The 24,426-nt window shown below is 48.1% G+C and carries 18 protein-coding genes; 10 read left to right on the top strand and 8 right to left on the bottom strand.

The genetic code is table 11. The annotated features are described in order from the left end of the window. Positions 1-17 precede the first annotated feature (17 nt). Entirely contained in the window at positions 18-887 is an 870-nt protein-coding gene (locus GA520_RS25935) for a DMT family transporter (RefSeq protein ID WP_163336300.1), read from the top strand. A 39-nt stretch (positions 888-926) separates the two neighbouring features. Here GA520_RS25935 and GA520_RS25930 read toward each other — a convergent pair whose 3' ends face one another. Together GA520_RS25930 and GA520_RS25925 are read right to left on the bottom strand one after the other, a co-directional pair. Next, positions 927-1,262: an AzlD domain-containing protein gene (locus GA520_RS25930; protein ID WP_163336299.1), complete on the bottom strand. Its 336-nt coding sequence runs from the start codon at positions 1,260-1,262 to the stop codon at positions 927-929. Further along, the gene (locus tag GA520_RS25925; RefSeq protein WP_240910046.1) at positions 1,247-1,927 is read right to left on the bottom strand and encodes an AzlC family ABC transporter permease; all 681 of its coding nucleotides are present in this window, start codon (positions 1,925-1,927) and stop codon (positions 1,247-1,249) included. Before GA520_RS25925 ends, GA520_RS25930 begins: the two co-directional genes overlap by 16 nt. A gap of 211 nt (positions 1,928-2,138) precedes the next feature. Here GA520_RS25925 and GA520_RS25920 point away from each other — a divergent pair, with 211 nt between their 5' ends. Next, on the top strand, positions 2,139-2,570 hold the full coding sequence (locus tag GA520_RS25920) for a hypothetical protein (protein ID WP_163336298.1): 432 nt from the start codon (positions 2,139-2,141) through the stop codon (positions 2,568-2,570). 65 nt (positions 2,571-2,635) lie between these two features. On the opposite strand, the gene GA520_RS25915 is transcribed toward GA520_RS25920, so the two are convergent. The 3 genes from GA520_RS25915 to GA520_RS25905 all read right to left on the bottom strand — a co-directional run bounded on the left by GA520_RS25915 (position 2,636) and on the right by GA520_RS25905 (position 4,611). After that, entirely contained in the window at positions 2,636-3,370 is a 735-nt protein-coding gene (locus GA520_RS25915) for a FadR/GntR family transcriptional regulator (RefSeq protein ID WP_163336297.1), read from the bottom strand. A 355-nt stretch (positions 3,371-3,725) separates the two neighbouring features. Then, complete coding sequence (locus tag GA520_RS25910; protein ID WP_163335613.1) at positions 3,726-4,079, bottom strand: hypothetical protein; 354 nt, start codon at positions 4,077-4,079, stop codon at positions 3,726-3,728. A 265-nt stretch (positions 4,080-4,344) separates the two neighbouring features. Then, on the bottom strand, positions 4,345-4,611 hold the full coding sequence (locus GA520_RS25905) for a hypothetical protein (RefSeq protein ID WP_163336296.1): 267 nt from the start codon (positions 4,609-4,611) through the stop codon (positions 4,345-4,347). Between the two features lie 198 nt (positions 4,612-4,809). On the opposite strand from GA520_RS25905, the gene GA520_RS25900 reads away from it, so the two are divergent. Then, entirely contained in the window at positions 4,810-7,278 is a 2,469-nt protein-coding gene (locus tag GA520_RS25900) for a transporter substrate-binding domain-containing protein (RefSeq protein ID WP_163336295.1), read from the top strand. 10 nt (positions 7,279-7,288) lie between these two features. Here the strand turns inward: GA520_RS25900 and GA520_RS25895 are convergent, their stop codons facing one another. Both GA520_RS25895 and GA520_RS25890 read right to left on the bottom strand, forming a co-directional pair. Beyond that, complete coding sequence (locus GA520_RS25895) at positions 7,289-7,657, bottom strand: PilZ domain-containing protein (protein ID WP_163336294.1); 369 nt, start codon at positions 7,655-7,657, stop codon at positions 7,289-7,291. A 135-nt stretch (positions 7,658-7,792) separates the two neighbouring features. After that, entirely contained in the window at positions 7,793-9,160 is a 1,368-nt protein-coding gene (locus GA520_RS25890; RefSeq protein WP_163336293.1) for a dipeptidase, read from the bottom strand. Between the two features lie 268 nt (positions 9,161-9,428). Here GA520_RS25890 and asd point away from each other — a divergent pair, with 268 nt between their 5' ends. From asd to GA520_RS25855, 7 genes are all read left to right on the top strand, one after another. Further along, positions 9,429-10,544 carry an aspartate-semialdehyde dehydrogenase gene (asd, locus tag GA520_RS25885; RefSeq protein WP_163336292.1) on the top strand — a complete coding sequence of 372 codons (1,116 nt, stop codon included), beginning with the start codon at positions 9,429-9,431 and terminating at the stop codon, positions 10,542-10,544. 56 nt (positions 10,545-10,600) lie between these two features. Further along, positions 10,601-11,977 (top strand): radical SAM/SPASM family putative metalloenzyme maturase, encoded by a 1,377-nt coding sequence (locus tag GA520_RS25880; protein WP_163336291.1) that lies wholly within the window; start codon positions 10,601-10,603, stop codon positions 11,975-11,977. 113 nt (positions 11,978-12,090) lie between these two features. Beyond that, positions 12,091-12,519 carry an acyl-CoA thioester hydrolase YciA gene (gene yciA, locus GA520_RS25875; protein WP_163336290.1) on the top strand — a complete coding sequence of 143 codons (429 nt, stop codon included), beginning with the start codon at positions 12,091-12,093 and terminating at the stop codon, positions 12,517-12,519. A gap of 18 nt (positions 12,520-12,537) precedes the next feature. Then, entirely contained in the window at positions 12,538-13,935 is a 1,398-nt protein-coding gene (locus GA520_RS25870; RefSeq protein WP_163336289.1) for an ATP-binding cassette domain-containing protein, read from the top strand. Further along, positions 13,932-14,153 carry a hypothetical protein gene (locus GA520_RS25865; protein WP_163336288.1) on the top strand — a complete coding sequence of 74 codons (222 nt, stop codon included), beginning with the start codon at positions 13,932-13,934 and terminating at the stop codon, positions 14,151-14,153. The genes GA520_RS25870 and GA520_RS25865 overlap by 4 nt, the downstream gene beginning before the upstream one ends. Before the next feature lie 146 nt (positions 14,154-14,299). Beyond that, positions 14,300-15,253 (top strand): DMT family transporter, encoded by a 954-nt coding sequence (locus GA520_RS25860; protein WP_163336287.1) that lies wholly within the window; start codon positions 14,300-14,302, stop codon positions 15,251-15,253. A 5-nt stretch (positions 15,254-15,258) separates the two neighbouring features. Next, on the top strand, positions 15,259-15,954 hold the full coding sequence (locus GA520_RS25855; protein WP_163336286.1) for an aspartate/glutamate racemase family protein: 696 nt from the start codon (positions 15,259-15,261) through the stop codon (positions 15,952-15,954). 83 nt (positions 15,955-16,037) lie between these two features. Here GA520_RS25855 and GA520_RS25850 read toward each other — a convergent pair whose 3' ends face one another. Then, complete coding sequence (locus tag GA520_RS25850) at positions 16,038-24,026, bottom strand: retention module-containing protein (protein WP_304511273.1); 7,989 nt, start codon at positions 24,024-24,026, stop codon at positions 16,038-16,040. Positions 24,027-24,426 lie beyond the last annotated feature (400 nt).

Below are 24,426 nucleotides of genomic sequence, written 5' to 3'. Positions count from 1 at the left end.
GCAGGGATAACAGTTCATTGAAACTCAGTACACAGGCAAAAGGCCTGCTTATTACCACTGCCGGAGTTCTGGCTATTTCCCCGGATACACTGCTGGTGAGACTGCTGGCTATTGACCGCTGGGCGCTTCTGTCCTGCAGGGGATTCATGATCGGTATCGGCCTTACCTTTCTCACCTGGCTCTACTACCGGAGAGAGACACCGCAACAATTCCTGGGTATAGGTAAAAACGGTATGTATATCGCCTGTCTCTTTTCTGTCAGCACGGTCTGCTTTGTCAGCGCCCTCTATTTCACCACGGTAGCCAATACCCTGATAATTGTCAGCGCATCGTCTATGTTTGCAGCATTTTTCAGCAGACTGTTCTTAAAAGAGCATATCTTCCCGAGAAGCTATGTCACCATGATTGTGGTAACACTGGCCATTGTATATATCGTCTCAGACAGTGTTGGTGAAGGCTACCTCGTCGGTGATATGTTCGCCACTATATCCTCCATGGCCATGGCGGGTGCCTTCACTATCACCAGAAAAAGTCGAGCCAGGAATATGGTCCCGGCCACGGCATTGAGCGGCTTTATGGTTGGTATTGTGACTTTTTTCCCCGCTGATTTTCCGGATCCACAGCCACGCACCGTTATCCTGCTGCTGCTGCTCGGGATCGTTCTGGTGGTTGCTTTCGGTCTGGTGACACTTGGCCCCCGATATCTTTCCTCCCCGGAAGTCAGCTTGCTCATGCCCATTGAAACAGTCCTCGGCCCACTCTTCATCTGGCTTGTAATGGGGGAAGAGCCCGGAACCAACGCACTTATTGGCGGGACTGTTGTAATAGGTGCCTTGACTGTTCACTCCCTGCTCAGCCTGAGGGTTCAAGCCAGAAGCATTGAATAAGGATGATTGAGGATGAACTAACGAAAATGCCTGTGCGCTTTATACAGCACCCAGACCAAAATAACGCATCAGGGCAACCAATATCATGCCAGTTGCGACGGTCCCAAAGAATGAACCTGTCCGCCAGGCAACCAGAAAGGTAGGAACTGCCGCCAGCAGGAATACATTTTCAGATGAAATGACCAGAGAGCCATCAGAGCAGATCAGCCCCGGCAGCAACAGGGCTGACAGCACTGTTGCCGGTACAAAACTTAGCCAACGGACGATCCAGGGAGCCAGTTGCCGCCCGGACAGAAGCATCATCGGCACAATTCTGGGAATATAGGTAACAAGCCCCATCCCGCAAATTGTCAGAAAGATTACTTTTTCATCCATTGTTCCACACCCAGTCCAAGTGTTGATGCAATTACAGTCGCGGCAATAACATGCGACTGGCTAAAACCAAGCAAGTAAAGGGTAACCGAAAGCAGACCGGAAACAACCGCCGTCACCAGGTACACCGGCTTAACGAACTGGGGAACGAGCAAAGCAATAAACATAGCCGGCAGGGCGTAGTCTAGTCCGATTGGTCGCACATCTGCGATTTGCCCCCCCAACAGATACCCGATTATTGACCCGAAAACCCATGAGGACTGGGCCGTTACATTAACAGCAAATGTTTCTGCTTTTGGCGGCGACTCTTCTTTCATCCGCATGGTGTGGAGGGCAAATGTTTCATCCGTCAACTCATACCCAAAAAGGGCAAGCTGCCACTTCTTCCAGCCGTGCAACTTTGGCGCCAGTGCAGCGGACATTAACAAATGCCGTAAATTGACCACAAAAGTAGTCACTATCAAGGTAAGCGGTGATGCCCCAGCAGCAAAAAGACCGGCTCCTATCAACTGGGCACTACCGGCAAAAACGATAATGGACATGCCAATACCGGTAAGCGGACCAAGTCCGCTTTTCTCCGCAAGTACTCCATAAGCAAACCCTACGGGTATATACCCAAGGACAATAGGCACAGCCTGGCGCATCCCGTTTACTATCTGAACAATCACCTTCTCTCTCCTTACCAGTGTTCCTGGAAAATCATTGGCACCTTGATCCTGTATTATTTACAATATCATCTCAAATAAAACTGAACAGATACAGTTTCTCGAAAATCAAACCGTTACAGTTCATATAAGATTGTACCAACAGAACGGAAAGGGTAATATGAAAACCCGCCTGTAGCATACCATAACAGATGCAAGCAAAGGAACGGACCACATGAAAGAGCTTTCGTCATCACTGACATTTTTTTACAAATATATTGTTATCCTGATATGGATTGCCGGCTTTGGTTTTGGCACCCGTGAGGTCCTTCTTGCTGGGCCTTCAGACCCAAAGTGGATTCAGTACATGGTAATATGGGTCCTGTTTGCCACATTTATATTTTTCACCACCGGCAACATCAAAAAGGTATCCCTTGGAAAAGAAGGCCTTATCGTATCGAATTTTCTAAAAGAAGTAGAAATCCAGGTTGCGGACATTGAGACGGTCGACGGCTCGACTTATCTCAGCCCCAGGCTGGTATGGTTTACATTAAAAAACAATTCACCATTCGGCAGGAAAATATCTTTTATCCCTGAACGCAGGATGTCACCGGGCATAGGAAAACACCCGCTGGTTGTGGAATTGAATAAATTGTTCGATCTATAAAGAAAAGCAGCAGATTACATCACACCGCTTTTCTTTATGCATATGTGGCCAACACTTTAGCCTTTTCACAAAAGCCTCATCTTTTTTTCCTGGAAGAAATCTGAGAGTTTTTTATTGGTGCCGAACAAATGCTCTCGCATGAGATGACGGGAGAGATCCTTATCCTGAGCCTCGATGGCCTCATAGATTGCAGTGTGTTGGCTAAATACCGTGTTCATGCGCTCTTCACTGCAGATAAACCCATGCAGGACCGGCTCCAGGAATTCCCGGGCAAAATCAAAGATGGATTTCAATGTATGCAGCCGAAGGAAATTATGGGAAGCCCGGGCTATCGCCAGATGAAAGGCAATTTCATCATCCCATGAAAAAACAAGCTTTTCAGCTGAATGATTAAACAGGTGCAGCGCTTTATGCATGGCTGCAAGATCCTCACCGGTCCTGTTTTCGGCTGCCTCCCTTGCTGATGACTGCTCAATGCTCCTGCGCACCTCATAAAGCTCGACGATACGCTTCTGATCAACCTGCATAATCTTCTTCAATGGATTGAGGGCAACCGCCCCATCCATATTTTTTACATAGTTGCCTTTCCGTTTCTTAATCTCGATAAAACCCAAGGTTTCCAGGGTGTTTAAGGCTTCCCGCAAGGATGAGCGCCCAACCCCGAACAGGTCGGTCAGCCGCCTTTCGCTCGGCAGCTTTTCACCGGGCAGGAGCTTGCCCTCGGTAATCAGGTCGATCAGTTGATTGACTATTTTATCTGAGACCTTCTCTACTTTTACTTCTTTAAATACTGCATCCATAAATATTCCAGAGATTCAATGATGGTCAGACCATATTGCATTGCAGGCAGTTCAGCCTATTAATACCTTAGTCCTTTTAATTGGGCTGATAATAGCAGATAAAAAAAGAACAAGAAAGATAAATATGGCGCTTGACAAGCAGGTAAAGATAAAATATATTGTGGTCAGACCAGTAACGTGTAGGACCAATAAATCGCTGTACTGGTTGTCCGACCATATCCGGACAACTCCTCACTTTTGCCGGCCAGAACGTTTATCCGGCAAAGGAATAGTCACAGATGAGAGTCTGCCCTCCACCTGTGATGTCATACCAAGAAGTGGTGTCACCCCGGTTGATGACCGCAACCGATGACGCTTAAAACCGCTTCACCTCCTCCTTGGTCAAAGTAGCCCATTTAGCCTGAACTCCTCCTTCGGCTGCTTTGACCAAGGGTATGACCTCTTTGCCGCCCATGAGCACTTTCTTAACCCTTCTATCTTCGATCCTGATAATGTCGGAGCCGGGGACATCCATACATTCTTGATTAACCACCCTTGCGTGCCCTGTTCGCTGCAGCAACTCTATTGCCGAAATTTCTTCTCCTTGAAAACAGTCAGTGTACCAGCCCCGCATCCTGCCGTCCGAACCAAACAACCTGAGCCCAACCCCTGCAAGAGCACCGATTACCCCCTCCCCGGTTCCTCCATGCTCGGATAAATGAACTCCCAAAAGTTTCGCAAAAATAATTGGATTTGCGTACTCTTCAAAGACTTTTCTCTCTTCTCAGGCACGCAGTATTTCTGCTCACAACTGTAGTAACATCTTCTCATTATAACCAATCCCAGGCACACGCAGCCTGAAATAAGGAGATCTACATGGCACTCGTCCGTGTAAAAGACGGTAAAAGACTGCATGTGAAGAGCGCGCTTATGGGCGAAAGTCTTGTCAGCAAGGAGTTTATTGACAAACTGGATATCGCGCCGCAGGAAAGACTTTATCCTGATGTGGTGGTACTTAAAATAGGCGGCCAGTCGATCTGTGATCGAGGGGCAAAGGCGTTGCCTGCGATCCCAAAAAAGATCCGGACGCTACATTTATCCCGGAAATTGGTGCCCAGGATCTCCTCGACAAGGACCAGGACGACCTGGTCGTCGAGCGGCCCTGCCTGGAAATCCTGCAGAACAGAGAGGTTATAGAAAAACTCCATGTAATAAACGGCATGGTCCCGGGCAATATAACCAAGGCCATTAACGGGGAGCATGTAGGAACCTACATTTATAAGCAGTAGCCTATATTTACCAGTATAAGATCCAATCCAGAAGGGCGTTTTCGAAATAAACGGAATCGCCTTTTTGTATTTTCCGTCTCTCGGTATCACGGACCTGTTGATTCATATTTGACCATCGTCTCTGTAAACAATATAGTCCACAAAACGTTGTTTTTTCTTTCACAGCAAACAATGCCCACTACTTTGATAAAGACACTGCTGCCTGACCGTTATCTGACACCCATCTGCATAGTCCTCCTGCTGCTCTCGACCGTCATTACGGCATGGGCAGCAAAACCATTAAGAGTTGGGGTATATGACAACAAACCTCTCATCTTCACCGCTGATGACGGTAAAGCAGCCGGCCTTTTTATTGACATCCTGCAAGCTCTAGCTACAGAGGAAGGATGGCAACTCGAGTTTGAGCAGGGACATTGGGACTCATTGTTCGAAAAAGTCGCTGCCGGGGAAATAGACCTGCTACCCGTTGTTGCGTTCAGCAGTGAGCGCGCAAAATTCCTGGATTTTAACGACGAGACGGTCATGGCCAACTGGGCCGAGATATACTCTTCCCACGCCAAACATCTCTCCTCTCTCCTCGATCTTGAGGGAAAACGCGTTGCGGTAAAAATGGGAGATATTCATTTTAAGGCACTCAAGGAACTCACCCAGAAATTCAACGTCACCTGCAGGTTCATAGAAACAGACGGCTACCAGACCATCTTTGAAATGCTTGACACAGGGTACCTCGATATAGGCGTGGTCAATAGGATGTTCGGCCGGGCTAATCAAAAAAAATATAAGACCCTGATTTCGCCAATAATCTTCAACCCTATCGAGGTTCGCTACGCTGCACCCAAGGATCGTCACAGGGATCTGCTCACTATTTTAGACACCAAGCTGGTTCAATACAAGAACCACTCGGACTCACCCTATTACAAGGCGCTCGAAAAATGGCTCAGACTTGAGCAGGAAAACACCATTCCCAAGTCCGTACAGTATCTTATTGCAGTCATATTAATTACCCTGTCCCTGCTCTGTGCCATCAGCATGTTTCTCAGAAGCCAGGTTTCCAGACAGACAAAATCATTGGTTAAAGCAAATAGTGAATTACAGCAGGAAATAGAAAAAAACAGGGCAGTAACCGAGGAACTTCAGAAATACGCCAGGGTTGTAGAAACATCGCCTGACGCCATTGCCCTCTTTGACACGAGTCACAAACACCTGCTGGTCAACCGCACCTATCGTGAACTGGTTGGCCAGAGCCGCCAAGAGCTTGAAACCAAAACCCTTCCCGATGTCATCAGCCAGCCTTTTTTCAACATATGTCTGGATGACCATACTGCAGCATGCCTCCAGGGAGAACAATCACACGTAACAGGAATCTATGAACGGCCTGGTGAGACGAAACGACACTGGCATATTCATCTTGCCCCCTATACGACCCTGGACAATAACGTTATAGGGTACACCCTGGATATTCACGACATAACCCAGATGAAAGAACTTGAGGAAAAACTGAAAAACGCCCAGAAGATGGAAGCTATCGGTTTGCTGGCTGGTGGCGTCGCCCATGACCTGAACAATATCCTCTCCGGCCTGGTGAGTTATCCGGACATGCTGCTGGTCGAAAGGCCGGAAACGGATCCGATGTATCGTCCCCTTCAGACAATTAAACAATCAGGTATCCGGGCCGCCGCAATTGTCTCTGACTTACTGACCCTTGCCCGACACAGCGTGGACAACAAAACGACCATCAACCTTAATCACATAATCTCCGAACTGAAAGAAAGCCCCGAATACACCTCACTCCTTAAAGAGAGCAGTACTATAACCGTCCACCTCACCCTGGCCGATGACCTGCTCAACCTCCAAGGGTCGCCCGTCCACCTCTCAAAATGTTTGCTCAACCTTATAACCAATAGCATCGAAGCAATGGCGGATGGCGGTATTCTCAGTGTCGCAACAGAAAACAGGTATATCGAAACGGACTTTCCCGTACCGGGTATGCCAGCCGGAGAGTACGTATTGCTGATTGTCAAGGATACCGGAACAGGCATTTCTGCAGAAGAACTCAACCATATTTTCGAACCATTTTACACCTCAAAGATAATGGGCAGAAGCGGTACAGGCCTTGGCATGACCCTGGTGTGGAACACTGTAAGGGATCATGACGGCCACATTGATATCGATACCAGGCCTGGGCAGGGAACCACTTTTTCTCTCTATTTCCCCGCCTCAAGAAAGGACATCATCCCACAAGTGATCGAGCGGATCAACGATTACCAGGGTGCAGGCGAAACGGTGCTTGTAATTGACGACATGGAGGAGCAGCGTCAGTTTGCAACGGAGATTCTGGAAAAACTGAAGTATTCGGTTTACAGCGCTGAAAGCGGTGAAGAGGCCCTGGCCCTCATGAAGAGGAACCAATACGACATCCTGGTCCTGGACATGATCATGCCGGGTGGCATGAATGGACGGGACACTTTTGAGCAGGCTATACAAATACAACCGAAACAGAAAGCGATTATTGCCAGCGGCTATTCGGAAACCAGGAATATTGTAGATGCCCAGCAGCTGGGTGCCGGGCAATATATCAGAAAACCATATACCGTACTCTCTCTCGCTCGGGCCGTAAAAGAGGAATTAGAAAAAGGCTGAACCCACTGATTTAAACCAGGCCGGGATGCTCGTCAATCTCCTTTTCAACCTTGTCAGGATCCGGGGAATTATACCGGATGATATTCTGCAGATGGACGAGATCCTCGGGATTGATGGATAAGAAGCGAATACTGGCGGAGCTCTCTTCGACCCGAACAATTTCCCCATCCACCTCCACATTCATTCTCCTGTCTGCCGGGTTTAATTCGATCAGCATCCTGCATTTTGACCCGGCCTCAAGTGCTGCTGTAATATCGAGCTGGCATCCTCCCACACTCAGGTTGATAATCTCGCCTACTGTAATTTCCTGATCGGCCAGGATCAGTTTTGCGTTCATGCCAAACACAACACGGCTGAACCGCCGTTTCTCTTCTGTCATGAAATAGTCCTCGTTCATGCCGGTGATTAGTTAACATACAACCTGCTCCCACCGAAAACAGCAGGGAATTCCTGGGTAGATCCCTTATCATACTACGAAACAGGAAATGAACAAAAAAATATCCGTTTTTTCTCCTTACCGGCCAAGCCTGACAAGATAATCAACCACCGCCTCAATTCCGAGACGGAACTGATCCATACTGAACTTCTCATTGGGTCCATGGGCACCATCATCGGACAAACCAAACCCCATAAGGATAACCGGGACTTCAAGAATACTATCAAATAATGCCGCGACCGGGATCGAACCACCCTCCCTCATAAAAACAGGCTTCGTACCATAGACATGTGCCAGGGAGTCAGAAGCCGCCTGGATAAAAGGATTATCGGCCGCGACTGAGATCCCGCGACCACTGTGAAGATTGCGGACCTCCACCCTGTACCCCTTTGGCATATTGGCAACTATCGCCTTTTCAAGCCAGCCGAAAACCTCGCCGGTATCCAAATACGCAGGAAGCCGCATACTGACCTTGGCCAGCGCAGATGCAGGAATAACTGTCTTCGCCCCCTCACCAACAAAGCCGCCACGAATGCCATGGACCTCGAACGTCGGGCGAATCCCAAGCCGCTCTAAAGGTGCGTGCCTGAGATCACCTACAAGACGATCAACACCCATTTCCTTTTTCAGGCACCGCTCTATCCCAAGGGGATCATCATTAAAAAATGTTTTCTCGTCATCGGAGACTTCTTCAGCCACATCCATCAACTCCGGTATATTGATGATCCCATCCTCCCCTTTCAACCGGCTGAAAAGGAGACAAAGCGCATGCAGAGGGTTGGGTGCAACACCACCATAACTTCCGGAATGAAGATCACTGGCAGCTCCGAACACCACCACTTCCCCATACAAGATACCCCTGAGCCCATTAATCAGGGAAGGCTGTCTGGTGCTGACCATATGGGTATCGCATATCAGTACAGCATCTGCTGCAAGCTTGTGCCCGTTTTGACGCACATATTGATCTATACCCGCACCGCCCGACTCCTCTTCACCTTCTAGCAGGATACGGACATTGATCGGCAGGGTCCCGGTGGTAGCAAGGAGTGTTTCCAGGGCGGCAAGCACAAGCATGACTTGCCCCTTATCATCCGAGGCTCCACGACCGTACATATTGTTATCACGGATCTGGGGTTCAAACGGAGGCGACAGCCACTCTTCCAGGGGGTCAGCAGGTTGGACATCATAGTGACCGTAAATAAGCAAGGTAGGTTGTGACGCATCATGCCTATATTCCGCATAGACCATCGGATGTCCCGCTGTTTCGATCAAAGTTGTTTCCTGGAAACCGATCCCAATCAGCTTCTTTTCAACCCATTCAGCCGCAGCCCGGACATCCTCCTTGTGCTCGGGCAGTGCGCTGATACTCGGCACCCTCAACCATTGCTGTAATTCATCTGTAAACCTCTCGAAATTTTTCTCCATGTAGATGGTCGCTTTGCTCATCTTTGTTTTCCTCAATATATGCCAGTTGGGTAGGTACACTCTTATTCGAGGCAGGAATAAACCAGTTTTCGTTCAGAGGCTATGAATTTTCGAGCAATTGTGATTTTTTTGTGTAACATATATGGCACCAACTGCGCTTCCCTGCTGGGTGCGCTCTCAATCGTACACCGTCAGATGACGGGCTCCCTTGCGGCTCATCAGGAGCAGACGGGTATCGTAGCGGTATTTTCCTAAACACCAGGTAACGATTAATTACGGAGTGATTCAAATGATTAAGGTAGGTTTTATCGGATGGCGGGGGATGGTCGGTTCAGTGCTCATGGACCGCATGCGTTCAGAAAACGATTTTGCAAATATACAATCGTTTTTCTTTACTACCTCACAGGTCGGCCAGGACGGCCCAGATGTCGGTTCAGGCCCCCATCCGCTGCTGGACGCCATGGACATCGAGACCCTTACCGACATGGACATCATCCTCAGTTGCCAGGGTGGCGGGTACACCTCCTCCGTATACGACAAGCTTCGCAAAAAATGGAACGGATACTGGATAGATGCCGCCTCTACCCTGCGCATGCAGGATGATGCGATCATTGTACTAGACCCTGTCAACAGAAAGGTGATTGATAAAGGCCTGGAAGAGGGCATCAGGAATTATATCGGCGGGAACTGTACTGTCTCACTCATGATGATGGGCCTCGGTGGACTTTTTGAAAACGACCTCGTCGAATGGCTGAGCACCATGACTTACCAGGCGGCCAGCGGTGCAGGTGCCAAAAATATGCGGGAACTTATCTCCCAGATGGGCGAACTTGAACAGGAAGTAAGCAGCCTGCTCTCCGACCCCGCCTCCGCTATAGGCGAAATCGATAGCCGTATCACCGCTAAATTGAACGATTCTTCTCTTAGCACCGATAACTGGGGAGTACCTCTGGCAGCAAGCCTTATCCCATGGATCGACCGCCCCATGGAAAACGGCCAGACCAGGGAAGAATGGAAGGGCATTGCCGAAACCAATAAAATACTCGGCAGAACGGGAGACAATATCATTCCCATCGACGGTCAATGCGTACGGATAGGTGCTATGCGCTGTCACTCCCAAGCCTATACAATTAAACTCAAAAAGGACATTTCTGTTGCCGAGGCTGAGCAACTCATCGGCAGTCATAACGAATGGGTGAAGATAGTTCCCAACGAGAAAGAGGTGACCATGAGCGAGTTAACACCACAAAAAACATCCGGAACCCTGACCATACCCATTGGCCGGATCCGCAAGATGAATATCGGACCTGAATACCTTACCGCCTTCTCAGTCGGAGACCAGCTGCTCTGGGGTGCCGCCGAACCGGTACGCAGGGTACTGAAAATTATCGCTGACCAGATCTAGCCGGTATTTCTCATAAACGCCCTCGTTAGGCGACAGGGAAAATACTTCATATAAGTATGCACATATGGAGTATATTTATATCCGTGGTTGCCGGGGTCAGGCTTAAGCCTGACCCCATCACCCCATCAAGCCATTGCCCCGACCCTATTTTCATGTTTGCCAGGAAATTATATGTCGAGATAACCACCCGCTGCAATATGCGCTGTGGCATGTGTATTAAACACGTCCCGGAGAGCCGTATCAGCAACGAGGACTTAGACCCTGCAGTCTTTATGCGCCTTATTCCCCATCTTGCCGAAATCGAAGAACTTATCCTTAACGGCATCGGAGAACCCCTGCTCCACCCCAACCTGGTTGAGATGCTTTCTACTGCCAGAAAGCATATGCCGAAAAACAGCAGGAGAGGATTCCAGACCAACGGCATCCTGCTCGATGAGAAGAACAGTAACGAATTGATTGATGCAGGGCTGAACCTGCTCTGCATCTCCGTGGATGGTTCCACCTGTAAAGAATCGGCACCAGGCAAACCTTTTCAGCATCAGGTGTTACCACATTCCCCTGTTAAAATGGTCGATTCAATTCGCAAGAGAAAAGGATGTGCCGACTTCCGACTCGGTGGAGAAGTCGTTCTCACCCGGGAAACCCTCCCCAATCTGCCCGACCTGGTGCGTCAACTCGGTGATGAAGGGGCCGACTTTATCATAGGCTCTCACCTGCTTGCCTTTCAGCCTGAAAATGAGGCATCTACCCTCTTTGACACAAATAGTGATAAGGCGAGAAAGATCTACAACAAGTACAAAAAGTTCTGCACCGATGAAGGGATCGAGTTGAAGCAACTCACGGGAAAAACCTGGATCGCCCCCCGGCACCCCAAAGAGCATCTCCTGAAAAACATTTTTAAACAGATGCTTGGAGAAGCCAGGAAAGACGACACCTGGCTGCATGTCAATCATCTGGAAACGTTCGATGAAACCATCACCCAGGAGGCAGAAACATACTACCGGCGCAGTTATGAGACAGCCGGTGAATATGGTATCGAACTCGACCTGCCCCCCCTCACCGCAACACTTGGCCGTTCCTGCAAATTTATTCGAGATAAGGCGCTTTTTATCAATACCCGCGGTTATGTAATGCCGTGTCACGCCCTCTGGCACGATTACACCTTGCACATGAATGGTCAACCCAAGCACTTTCACGCAAAGAGTTTTGGCAACATCATCGACCGCGAACTTGACGATATCTGTACCGATACAGACCTGGTCGAATTCCGTGCCCATTCAGGCAGCAACGAGTTCCCGTACTGTCATAGCTGCAATCCCGGTCCATGCCCTGACATTACCGGCGAGGCAGGCCCCTTCATTAACGACTGTTTCGGCATCCCCGTCCCCTGCGGGCACTGCCTCTGGTGCTACGACGCTATTCGTTGCCTGTAGCCTGGATCTCTCGGGTGGGGTCAGGCTTAAGCCTGCCCCCAGGTAAACCCGAATTCTGGCTAATTGAGCGATTTCACTTTACACTTTACCCAGGCGGCCTGTACACTTGCACTATGAAAAAAGAACATGAACAACCTCAGGGCGACAGGCTCTTGCAGACCCTTGCAATGCCCGCGGACACCAATCCGGCAGGAGATATCTTTGGCGGCTGGATAATGTCACAGATGGATATCGCCGGCGGTATCCTGGCGCGAGAGATATCGCAATCGCGTATCGTCACGGTGGCCGTCGATTCCATTCATTTCATTAAACCTGTCCAGGTGGGTGATGTCGTCTGCTGCTATGGCCAACTTGAACGTATCGGTACAACATCTATGACGATCCGGCTTGAAGTTTGGGTCCGTCCGGTCATGCACACCCCCAGCGGCAGGAATAACCTGTTCAAGGTTACCGAGGCTGCCTTTACCTATGTTTCCGTTGATAATGACGGAAAGAAGCAACCGATCAATAAGAGCAGTTGTCCACTGCCCCCCTTATCATAAATCCACAGGTTGGCAACCATGCTGCTCAGAAATGTTCGACACCCCCTCTTATCTGTAAATACTTTTACTGCTCGAATAGGAGAATTCTGGTGCCTCTACGGTACCGGCAAGTCCGGTATCAACGAGTTCCTGGAACTTATCACCGGCAGGTTGCAGCCCGAACAGGCTGAGCAAATCGTGCTTCCTGTCGCACCATCCGAAATTTCCTTTGCAGAACAACAAAATATATTTGAGGCTGAAATCGAAAAAGACGATACCGATTTCATGGACCGAATTGACCCCGGCACTCCCGCCAGCGAGTTTCTGCCCCAGACCAGACTCTCTGATCCTCTCATCAGTCAATTCGACATGTACAACCAGCTGCAGAGCGGCTATCGGCAACTCAGCTCCGGACAGGCGCGGAAACTCCTGCTGCTGCGCGCACTACTCGGTGACACTCCAACTATCATCCTCGACTCACCCTACGATGGTCTGGATACAAGCAGCTGTGAAGAACTGAACCACATCTTCTCACAGGTACCAAAAAATAAGTACTGTATCCTGGTATTAGTACGCAACCGGGACGATATCCCGACCTGGTGCAGCCATCTCGCCGTTTTCAAAGAACGAACGATCCGGCTGCAGGGCACCCTGTCAGGCACTCTCGAGCAACTGTCTAAACTTGCTAATGATGAAAGCCGCCTGCTCACCAACGATAAGGTTTGCCACTCTCCTGCCACGAACCTGCCAAAAGAGTTAATTACCTTACAGAACGGTTTTGTCCACTATGGTTCCGATAAAATTTTCAGCGGCCTGAACCTTACCGTCAGGCCAGGCGACCACACCCTGATCACCGGCCCCAACGGTTGCGGCAAATCCTCCCTGCTGCAAATGCTGACCGGCGACAACCCAAAGTGTTATGCCAATGACCTGCACATTTTCGGTATCCGGAGAGGGAGCGGTGAATCGATCTGGGATATCAAGAAACGTATGGGAATCGTCTCGGCGGACCTGCATCGAAATTACCGGGTTCCCGGATCCCTCCTTCAAGTGGTATTGTCCGGTTATTTCGACTCCATCGGCCTCTATGACAAGGTGACACCGCAGCAAAAAAAGAAGGCTTACGAGTGGCTGGCTTCTATTCATCTCGAAAATTTAAAGGATACGCCGTTCAGAAAACTTCCATATGGTGATCAACGTCTCGTTCTGATTGCGCGAGCCCTGATCAAGAATCCCCCCCTCCTCATCCTTGATGAACCGACCCAGGGACTGGATGACACCGCCCGCATGTCGCTACTCGATTACCTGGAACGGATTTCGGGCAATACCTTGAGCACTATTCTCTATGTGTCTCACCGTCAGGATGAATACCGGTCGTTTTTTCAACAACACATCAGGCTTGAGCAATTTGCCGACTCAAAAGGGAGTAAACAATGAAATCATTAATCCATATCTCGGCCTGCGTTCTACTCTTGTCTCTTTTCAACGGATGCTCCAGTGAGGAGAAAAAGGACAAACCAACCGTTCAGGAACAGATGGAGCAGGTCGGTCATAATGCCGCCGAAGAGATCAAGAGCAGTATCAATAAAGCAGAATTAGCAGGTCAATTGCAGGAAGGACACAACAAACAGCTCGAGGAGGCAGCAAAAGAATAGCAATCTGTACCGGTTCAAAAAACATTTTTCTGCATCTGTTCTTTTCCATTAACGGCAGTATTGTACCATGAGATGAAAACAAACAGGGACGCTCCACACTGTCACCGGTTGGCAGCATCTCATATCTCAATACAGGATACAATGTCGTGAAGAATTTCCTCTTTTATTTTGCCACGGTTTTTATCTGGGGCTCCACCTGGATAGGCATCAAACTGCAACTCGGCCAAATCGACCCGGTGGTCAGCGTGGCTTATCGTTTTGCCCTGGCTGCAGCTCTTTTGTTTATCTGGTGCCGGTTCCGTAAGCTGCGAATGCGTTTCACCGGCAACGATCATTTTTTCATCGCTTTACAGGGAACCTTCCTGTTCGGATTCAACTATCTCCTGTTCTACCTGGCCGAACTGCAGATCAATAGCGGGTTGGCAGCGGTTATATTCTCGACCATCCTGTTGATGAACATGATTAACGGCTTTCTCTTTTTACGATCACCACTGGACAGACGGGTCATTATCGGAGGTATTTTGGGACTTCTCGGCATCATCCTTGTCTTCAGGCCGGAGATAACATCACTCTCCTTAAACGATGAGTCGATGCAAGGCATACTGCTCTGTATTGTTGCGACCTACCTTGCTTCTTTGGGTAATATCCTCTCTGCCAGGAACCAGAAACATGGACTGCCGGTGGTGCAGACAAACAGTTACGGCATGGCCTACGGAGCTGCGATCATGCTGTTTATTGCGATCGTCACAGGCAAGGAATTCTCCATCGACACCTCCTTTATCTATATCGGTTCTCTCTTCTATCTGTCGATCTTCGGTTCGATCATCGCCTTTGGCTGTTACCTCACCTTAATAGGCAACATTGGTGCTGACCGTGCGGCCTATGCGACCTTGCTCTTTCCCCTGGTAGCGCTTGGAATTTCTACTATCTGGGAAAACTATCACTGGTCCGGTTCGGCACTCTGCGGGGTGGGACTAATTCTCCTTGGCAACCTGCTGATGCTGCAGCGCAAGAAACAGACCAAAGCTATGGACGAGTCCCTGCCGGAACCATCCCTGGAAACAATTGAACCCGGAACAGTCCAACCACTACGGAGCTGAGTATCATGAAGACAATTGGCCTGCTTGGCGGTATGAGCTGGGAATCTACCGCCCTCTATTACAAACTGATTAACGAAGGTATCCGCAAGGAGCTGGGTGGTCTGCATTCGGCACAAATAGCCATGTACAGTGTGGATTTTCACCCACTGGAGCAGTTGATGGCTGAAGGCAACTGGAAAGAACTGGAAAAACACCTTTGCCAGTACGCGACCCAGATCGAAAAAGGTGGAGCCGACTTCCTGTTGATCTGCACCAACACCATGCACAAACTGGCCGACCAGATCCAGGGTGCCATATCCATCCCATTGCTTCATCTTGCTGATGCAACTGCAGAGAAGGTCAAGTCTGAGAAAAAAAATACAATCGGGCTGCTGGGAACCAAGGTCACCATGACCGAGGATTTTTACAAGGGAAGACTCATTGAACAACACGGTCTGAACGTCGTTACGCCATCAGATGATGACATGGATATTGTCGACCGGATTATTTTTGACGAACTGTGCAAAGGTATTGTGAGTGAGGAATCCAGAATCGAGTATCAACGAATTATTGGAACCCTGCAGGAACAGGGTGCCAAAGGGATAATCTTAGGATGTACAGAGATTTGTATGCTGGTTGGGCCGGGCGATGTGGATATTCAGTTGTTCAACACAACGGATATACATGCCGAAGCAGCTGTTCGGATGGCACTAAAAATATAAGGCGATACAGATGAACCTGTCTCGCCTTATATAGAATTATTTTACGCAAATATCATATGAAGATATTTTATATCTTATGAGAATTATACAATATCACCAGTTGGAGGTATTAACGCATCAAGTTCATCCTGAGTAATATAATCCTCGACAGTTGCGATATCTGGGTCATTAATATTATCATTGTTCCCATCATCTACATCGTCATTTGAATCCGCATCACCAGCAACATCACCTAGACCATCTCCACCGATAAGTGTGTCAACAAGATCATCATCTTCTACGATAACATTGGGGTCTCCAGTATCGCCAAAAAGGATATCATCTCCTATCAGTATATCGTTGCCAGCACCACCATCTAATTCATCTTCACCGTCACCACCTATAAGCTGGTCATTTCCACCACCACCATAGAGTTCATCTCCTCCGGTTCCACCGAAAATAATGTCGTCTCCTTCTCCACCAAAAATAACATCATCCCCTTCCTCGGCTATGATTGAATCATTACCCGAAGTACCAATTATCACATCCGAGTCAGTGCTCCCGGATATTGCCATTCCTGGGTTGTTGGGATCATTTTGATCCTCATAAACCTCTGTTGCATCCAAGTCTCCAACAGAATCAAAAGTTACATTGATTTCTCCAGTTGCTGTGTCACCATCGCTATCAACAACCTCAAATGGTATAGTTATAGTATGATCTGTATCTTCTAAATAAGAATCTACTTCGATCGATGCGATCCTGTAATCAGCTTCAAAATCAAAGTCGACCTCATCTGAAGTGTTTGGGTCGGCGACCGCTAACCGTATTTCGTCAAATGCACTGCCACCTGTGTCATCAGTTGTGAAGGTATATGTTGGTTCAACATTTGAGTTCCCCAGTGCATTCCCCTGCCCATTTCCGGTAAAGAGATCTTCAGAAGGAGTAAAGTTAACGGCACCAACTAGTTGATCATCAAGCCATAGTGTTGCAGAAGCTGTTTCTCCAAACCCCAACATATTAAAAGCAACTGTGACCGAAGTTGCAGGTAAGAGATTAGAACCAGAATCTTGTACTTCCCCGTTAACAACAGTGGCCTCTGACAAAAACTTAAATGACACAGATTGAGATTCCCAAACATGAGTATCATTGTAGTTACCAGCTAAAAACTGCCCGTTCCCTCCTTGATTAGAAATATACCCAACACCTATTCCTTCATTAGAAGTTTTTACGTACACGCTCTCTGAAGGGGTCCTACCGAAAGCCTCGGCCAAAACAAAGACCCCATCGGTATATGTAGTGGAATTACTGACAACGTCAGAATAATCAGCACCAATAATCAGCATTTCTGGTGACTTATCTTCACTTCTGACGATATCATTGTCATTACCAAAAACTCCACCATACTCCTCAACCCCATCAATCGCTCCTGTTTGTGTTACAGTATAACTTCCTGAGTCACTATCAAGAACCACTGTAAATGCAGCTTGCCCAACACCTCCAGGTACTGCAGACCAGTTGCCTTCAGAATTTTTCACCCACTGCAGATCATCACCATTACTCTTAATTGTATAGGATTGTTGAATACTTTGTTCATCTAAAAATGTCGCTGTTACTGCCTCACCAGAATTAAAACCTAAATCTGCTCCCGATAGTCCATCAGCACCTGGCAGAACCCCTAAATCCCCAGTAACACTGTTACCTATCTCATTAGCCAAGAGACTATCTTGAGTAGATCCAATTTTTGGCACATCATTTTCGATATCTATCGTCAACTCCAATGATCCAAGATTGGAGGTAGCAGTATCTCCATCGCCATCTGTCAACAGGACCTCTATATACTCACCCAGTCCTGAAAGGGTCAGGCCCTCACCATCGTCATTGATCCCAGTATGATCCACTGGACCCTGAAGGTTGAAGGTGCCGTACCAGTTGTCACCCTCCTGCTCAACACTAAAACGGAATATTTCCGTCTCGTCTGCGCTATTAAAACCTGTTACTCCTATCAAATCACCAGAAACAACCTTGTACTGAACAGTAGCATCACCTGATTTCAATGCACTGCCATCTGATTTCAGAACTTCTGCACCGTCCACCAAAAAGGCATCTACTATCGAAAATCCTACCGACCCTGAAGAAGCTGGCCCATCGGCACCAAAACTGGCCGAATCAACAAGAGCCGACAAATCAAATCTGTCCTGATCTGTATCACTTCCGTCAGCATCGACCAAACCGGTTGTAAGATCAGTGTCGATATTATTCAGGGAGGCCTCTACACCAACTGTGTTACCAAGCGCATCTTCATCTACTGACAGGCTTGTACCTCCGTTAGCCATGAACGTCACCACTGGGCTGTCATCATTGATATTGACGACAAGTTGTGAGGTAACACTGTCTCCATCTGCATCAGAAAACACGATGTCAAAAAGGTCCTGGACCTGATCGCCACTGCCATGATCAGAGTCACCATCCGTATGGTCTCCCCCGCCAGGGTCATTATCTGGATGTATCGTGGTATTGTCAGTTAATTTATACTCCCAGTCTCCATTATCATAAATAACTAATGTTCCAACCTGACTATGAGTGGTTATTGAAGAATCTCCATTTCCATCCATAACAAGAGGTACAGTCGGGTCAGAACTATTTGGATCATAATAATCAGCACCAGTATTTGTGACATTAATGACGTTTGCATTAACATGTAACTGGCCTGGGCCGTCTGCACCCGAGGCAATTTTGAATCCTCCCGTCCCATCAAATAAATTACCAAAGACTGTCGGTGTATCTGGATCATCATCACTCAAATCAGTTTCATCTACTACTGGTCCAACCTCAACCCGGAGGACAAGGTCATTATAATCACTCCCGCTACCAGGGTTAGGCAAATCTTCTATTCGTATTTCCGCACCTTCAGCAGGTACCTCATTCAAAAAATTACCATTCTCATCCTGAAAGTGTTCAGCTCCATCTGCATTCATTGACGAGTCCATGAAGTATGCCGGAACTTCAACTTGGTTATTGTTGGCTTGGCGTACCAAAATCGACCCATCAATCTGTAACACCCACCCCGTTTCGGCATCATTTTTTACAAATTCCACCACAGAGTTATCGGTAAGAATTGTCTGGGAAAGTGGACCTGCCCCATTTGCCAGCAAGAAGAATTTAGTTCCAGGATCAATCAGTTGATCTAAAGACTGTTCATTTTCACCCTGTGATCCACCGACAAGAGTATTCGTACTTTCAATAATGATTTCTTGAAATACAGGATTGCCACTCTCATCAATAGTATAGGTGCCAACTACGCTGTTATAACCTGCATATTCTGAAACAAAATAAGTAGATGCATTGTAGCTTGATTCCGGCACATCATCCTCGACAGTAACAACAAAACTACCCATCGCTGCTCCTATCGTATCACTCGCTACATCGCCGTCTTGATCCATTGTATTTACAGTGCCCTGTAAAACAGAGGAGAAGTCTATACCGTCTACTCCTACATCGTCATTCAGACTCGTTTTCAGAAACGTACCTTCACTATTGCCGTCTTCAACATGATCCAGCCGGTCATCAAGGTCAAAACTCCAGCTGCCGTCATCGTTCACTGTCAGGGTAAATACCGGCGTCGCACCAGCATCTACCGTTCCGGTAAGTGTATTCCCATCTACTTCGTACTCTACCAATTTACCGTTTGAGTACAGGCTGACCAGTTCTGACGTATCACTAGCCAAACTGGTCATGATCGTAGGGGTACCGGCAGGTTCGTCGGCACCTACAGTAACATCAGCGCTGAACAGGGAATGAAGACTTTCTGCGGCACCAGACACGAATTCATCATCACTGTTACTCTCCTCTGTTGCTGACTTATTGCCTTCCGAACCATCATTATCGCCACGATCAAGAAGAGACATACCGTCCTCTTCAACCGTCGCTTCAACTTTGGCCCCTATAACTGTATCTGCACTTGCTACTGGTACATCATCCTCTACTTTTACGACAAAAGAGCCGGCAGCTGCTCCTATCGTTTCACTCGCTTCGTCACCGTCGTTATCTGATGCAGTTACTGTGCCCTGCAACACCGAACTAAAGTCTATACCGTCTACTCCTACATCGTCATTCAGACTCGTTTTCAGAAGCGTACCTTCACTATTGCCGTCTTCAACATGATCCAGCTGGTCATCAAGGTCAAAACTCCAGCTGCCGTCATCGTTCACTGTCAGGGTAAATACCGGCGTCGCACCAGCATCTACCGTTCCGGTAAGTGTATTCCCATCTACTTCGTACTCTACCAATTTACCGTTTGAGTACAGGCTGACCAGTTCTGACGTATCACTAGCCAAACTGGTCATGATCGTAGGGGTACCGGCAGGTTCGTCGGCACCTACAGTAACATCAGCGCTGAACAGGGAATGAAGACTTTCTGCGGCACCAGACACGAATTCATCATCACTGTTACTCTCCTCTGTTGCTGACTTATTGCCTTCCGAACCATCATTATCGCCACGATCAAGAAGAGACATACCGTCCTCTTCAACCGTCGCTTCAACTTTGGCCCCTATAACTGTATCTGCACTTGCTACTGGTACATCATCCTCTACTTTTACGACAAAAGAGCCGGCAGCTGCTCCTATCGTTTCACTCGCTTCGTCACCGTCGTTATCTGATGCAGTTACTGTGCCCTGCAACACCGAACTAAAGTCTATACCGTCTACTCCTACATCGTCATTCAGACTCGTTTTCAGAAGCGTACCTTCACTATTGCCGTCTTCAACATGATCCAGCTGGTCATCAAGGTCAAAACTCCAGCTGCCGTCATCGTTCACTGTCAGGGTAAATACCGGCGTCGCACCAGCATCTACCGTTCCGGTAAGTGTATTCCCATCTACTTCGTACTCTACCAATTTACCGTTTGAGTACAGGCTGACCAGTTCTGACGTATCACTAGCCAAACTGGTCATGATCGTAGGGGTACCGGCAGGTTCGTCGGCACCTACAGTAACATCAGCGCTGAACAGGGAATGAAGACTTTCTGCGGCACCAGACACGAATTCATCATCACTGTTACTCTCCTCTGTTGCTGACTTATTGCCTTCCGAACCATCATTATCGCCACGATCAAGAAGAGACATACCGTCCTCTTCAACCGTCGCTTCAACTTTGGCCCCTATAACTGTATCTGCACTTGCTACTGGTACATCATCCTCTACTTTTACGACAAAAGAGCCGGCAGCTGCTCCTATCGTTTCACTCGCTTCGTCACCGTCGTTATCTGATGCAGTTACTGTGCCCTGCAACACCGAACTAAAGTCTATACCGTCTACTCCTACATCGTCATTCAGACTCGTTTTCAGAAACGTACCTTCACTATTGCCGTCTTCAACATGATCCAGCCGGTCATCAAGGTCAAAACTCCAGCTGCCGTCATCGTTCACTGTCAGGGTAAATACCGGCGTCGCACCAGCATCTACCGTTCCGGTAAGTGTATTCCCATCTACTTCGTACTCTACCAATTTACCGTTTGAGTACAGGCTGACCAGTTCTGACGTATCACTAGCCAAACTGGTCATGATCGTAGGGGTACCGGCAGGTTCGTCGGCACCTACAGTAACATCAGCGCTGAACAGGGAATGAAGACTTTCTGCGGCACCAGACACGAATTCATCATCACTGTTACTCTCCTCTGTTGCTGACTTATTGCCTTCCGAACCATCATTATCGCCACGATCAAGAAGAGACATACCGTCCTCTTCAACCGTCGCTTCAACTTTGGCCCCTATAACTGTATCTGCACTTGCTACTGGTACATCATCCTCTACTTTTACGACAAAAGAGCCGGCAGCTGCTCCTATCGTTTCACTCGCTTCGTCACCGTCGTTATCTGATGCAGTTACTGTGCCCTGCAACACCGAACTAAAGTCTATACCGTCTACTCCTACATCGTCATTCAGACTCGTTTTCAGAAGCGTACCTTCACTATTGCCGTCTTCAACATGATCCAGCTGGTCATCAAGGTCAAAACTCCAGCTGCCGTCATCGTTCACTGTCAGGGTAAATACCGGCGTCGCACCAGCATCTACCGTTCCGGTAAGTGTATTCCCATCTACTTCGTACTCTACCAATTTACCGTTTGAGTACAGGCTGACCAGTTCTGACGTATCACTAGCCAAACTGGTCATGATCGTAGGGGTACCGGCAGGTTCGTCGGCACCTACAGTAACATCAGCGCTGAACAGGGAATGAAGACTTTCTGCGGCACCAGACACGAATTCATCATCACTGTTACTCTCCTCTGTTGCTGACTTATTGCCTTCCGAACCATCATTATCGCCACGATCAAGAAGAGACATACCGTCCTCTTCAACCGTCGCTTCAACTTTGGCCCCTATAACTGTATCTGCACTTGCTACTGGTACATCATCCTCTACTTTTACGACAAAAGAGCCGGCAGCTGCTCCTATCGTTTCACTCGCTTCGTCACCGTCGTTATCTGATGCAGTTACTGTGCCCTGCAACACCGAACTAAAGTCTATACCGTCTACTCCTACATCGTCATTCAGACTCGTTTTCAGAAGCGTACCTTCACTATTGCCGTCTTCAACATGATCCAGCTGGTCATCAAGGTCAAAACTCCAGCTGCCGTCATCGTTCACTGTCAGGGTAAATACCGGCGTCGCACCAGCATCTACCGTTCCGGTAAGTGTATTCCCATCTACTTCGTACTCTACCAATTTACCGTTTGAGTACAGGCTGACCAGTTCTGACGTATCACTAGCCAAACTGGTCATGATCGTAGGGGTACCGGCAGGTTCGTCGGCACCTACAGTAACATCAGCGCTGAACAGGGAATGAAGACTTTCTGCGGCACCAGACACGAATTCATCATCACTGTTACTCTCCTCTGTTGCTGACTTATTGCCTTCCGAACCATCATTATCGCCACGTTCGAACAGCGACATCCCGTCCTCTTCAACTGTAACTGCAACCTGGGCTCCTGTGACAGTATCAATGCTTACGACCGGCCCATCATCATAAACATCAACACTGAGCCCACCGGTCACTGTCTGCCCCGCATTATCTACAACAGTAAATGAGAACTCGTCTGTAACAACGTCATTGTCTCCTGTTTTACCAGCCTCACTATGATCTGTCGTATTATCCGTCAGCTCATATTCCCACGTACCATCTGCAAAGATGGTAAGATTCCCATACTCACCTTGAACCACAACTGAACCAGACATTCCCGGATCATAATCACCCTCATTGTTGGTCAGCGTACTGGTGAAAGTTACATAATCCAGACCATTTGGTCCGCCGCTTATACCAAGCTGTTCAAGTGTTCCACTCGTCTGGATAGGGTTATCAATTGGGTTTCCGGTACCTTCTTCAAGGCCTCTCTCATCCACTGAAGATTCATAAACTCCTGCTGTGGGTTCACCTGGGAGGCTAGATGTTGGTATCTCAGGAACAACAGGATCAGGATCGGCAGGAGGCGAAAGTTCAGGTGCAGCGACTGCCGCCACTGTTGGCTCTTCCTGGGCATCGACTGTAAATTCTTCAACAATGACAGGTTCGACCTCGACCTCTTGTGCCCGAATGTCCAGGTTCGCAAATTCATTTTGAATCCCAATAGTTTCAGCCCCAGATTCCGGCGTAACCTCACCTGCAGTCAGGTTAAAACGAACCTGCGAGGTACCACCACCTGCATTAGCAACACCGCCTGCAGGGCCCGCTGCCGGTGCCTCAAGTTCTATGGTCGGATCATAATCATCATCGAGGAGCAGGTTCTGAATCTCCTCAGCATCTGCAACTGAATCGAAATTTGCAGCTAAGGCATTTTCCGGCACAACATCACTATCAAGCACCATGTCGGTCATTTTACCGAGAGCAAGAAGGTCAGACTCCCCATCATTGAGGAGAATTGATACGGACCCGTTGAAGCCAGTCTGGATTCTGTCGTTAAGGTAAACGGGATTACTCGGCACAAGAGTCGCTTTCTCCCCGGATGCCCTTTCAACCATAACCGTACCATTGACAATCATTGCAGTTCCTATCGGATTTATATGCGTTCCATTCATCTCATTGGTGCCGATAGTATTCATAATGTTTTTTTCCTTGCCTCGTTTACGCCCTGCGTTTATAAACTGCCAACCGGTTCAACCGGCAGCTTGAAAATTGTCTTACAATGCGCTCCATCCACCTGCCCCCCTACCACAAAGTGGCAGAATGTAAGGGCAATCGCCACATCTGTCAAACATTTAGATTTTCCGTTCTATTCCTTGCAACAAACACCCAAACTTCATCACCAGCTACAGGGTGACACAACAGAAGCCCTAACTGTACATAGTAATATTTCTTAAATACTATAGAAAAACCGACATAACCAGTAAAGGTTTGGTAATTATTGCCACCGGAATTGAGATAACACATGCAATGTTCATACCTTAAATAGAGTATGACTCAATGAACCAATGGTGTTCGAATAATCTTTCGATTCAAAAA

The organism is Desulfopila sp. IMCC35008 (assembly GCF_010646885.2).
Lineage (GTDB): Bacteria > Desulfobacterota > Desulfobulbia > Desulfobulbales > Desulfocapsaceae > Desulfopila.
This window is presented reverse-complemented; position numbering and strand designations above follow the sequence as displayed.

Bases quoted from the DNA above. Each gene is read 5' to 3' on its own strand.
- GA520_RS25870 (WP_163336289.1), top strand. From the start codon at position 12,538: ATGCTGCTCAGAAATGTTCGACACCCCCTCTTATCTGTAAATACTTTT.
- asd (WP_163336292.1), top strand. From the start codon at position 9,429: ATGATTAAGGTAGGTTTTATCGGATGGCGGGGGATGGTCGGTTCAGTG.
- GA520_RS25865 (WP_163336288.1), top strand. From the start codon at position 13,932: ATGAAATCATTAATCCATATCTCGGCCTGCGTTCTACTCTTGTCTCTT.
- GA520_RS25905 (WP_163336296.1), bottom strand. From the start codon at position 4,611: ATGCTCCCCGTTAATGGCCTTGGTTATATTGCCCGGGACCATGCCGTT.
- GA520_RS25855 (WP_163336286.1), top strand. From the start codon at position 15,259: ATGAAGACAATTGGCCTGCTTGGCGGTATGAGCTGGGAATCTACCGCC.
- GA520_RS25895 (WP_163336294.1), bottom strand. From the start codon at position 7,657: ATGACAGAAGAGAAACGGCGGTTCAGCCGTGTTGTGTTTGGCATGAAC.
- yciA (WP_163336290.1), top strand. From the start codon at position 12,091: ATGAAAAAAGAACATGAACAACCTCAGGGCGACAGGCTCTTGCAGACC.
- GA520_RS25900 (WP_163336295.1), top strand. From the start codon at position 4,810: ATGCCCACTACTTTGATAAAGACACTGCTGCCTGACCGTTATCTGACA.
- GA520_RS25880 (WP_163336291.1), top strand. From the start codon at position 10,601: ATGCACATATGGAGTATATTTATATCCGTGGTTGCCGGGGTCAGGCTT.
- GA520_RS25915 (WP_163336297.1), bottom strand. From the start codon at position 3,370: ATGGATGCAGTATTTAAAGAAGTAAAAGTAGAGAAGGTCTCAGATAAA.
- GA520_RS25850 (WP_304511273.1), bottom strand. From the start codon at position 24,026: ATGAATACTATCGGCACCAATGAGATGAATGGAACGCATATAAATCCG.
- GA520_RS25890 (WP_163336293.1), bottom strand. From the start codon at position 9,160: ATGAGCAAAGCGACCATCTACATGGAGAAAAATTTCGAGAGGTTTACA.
- GA520_RS25930 (WP_163336299.1), bottom strand. From the start codon at position 1,262: ATGGATGAAAAAGTAATCTTTCTGACAATTTGCGGGATGGGGCTTGTT.
- GA520_RS25920 (WP_163336298.1), top strand. From the start codon at position 2,139: ATGAAAGAGCTTTCGTCATCACTGACATTTTTTTACAAATATATTGTT.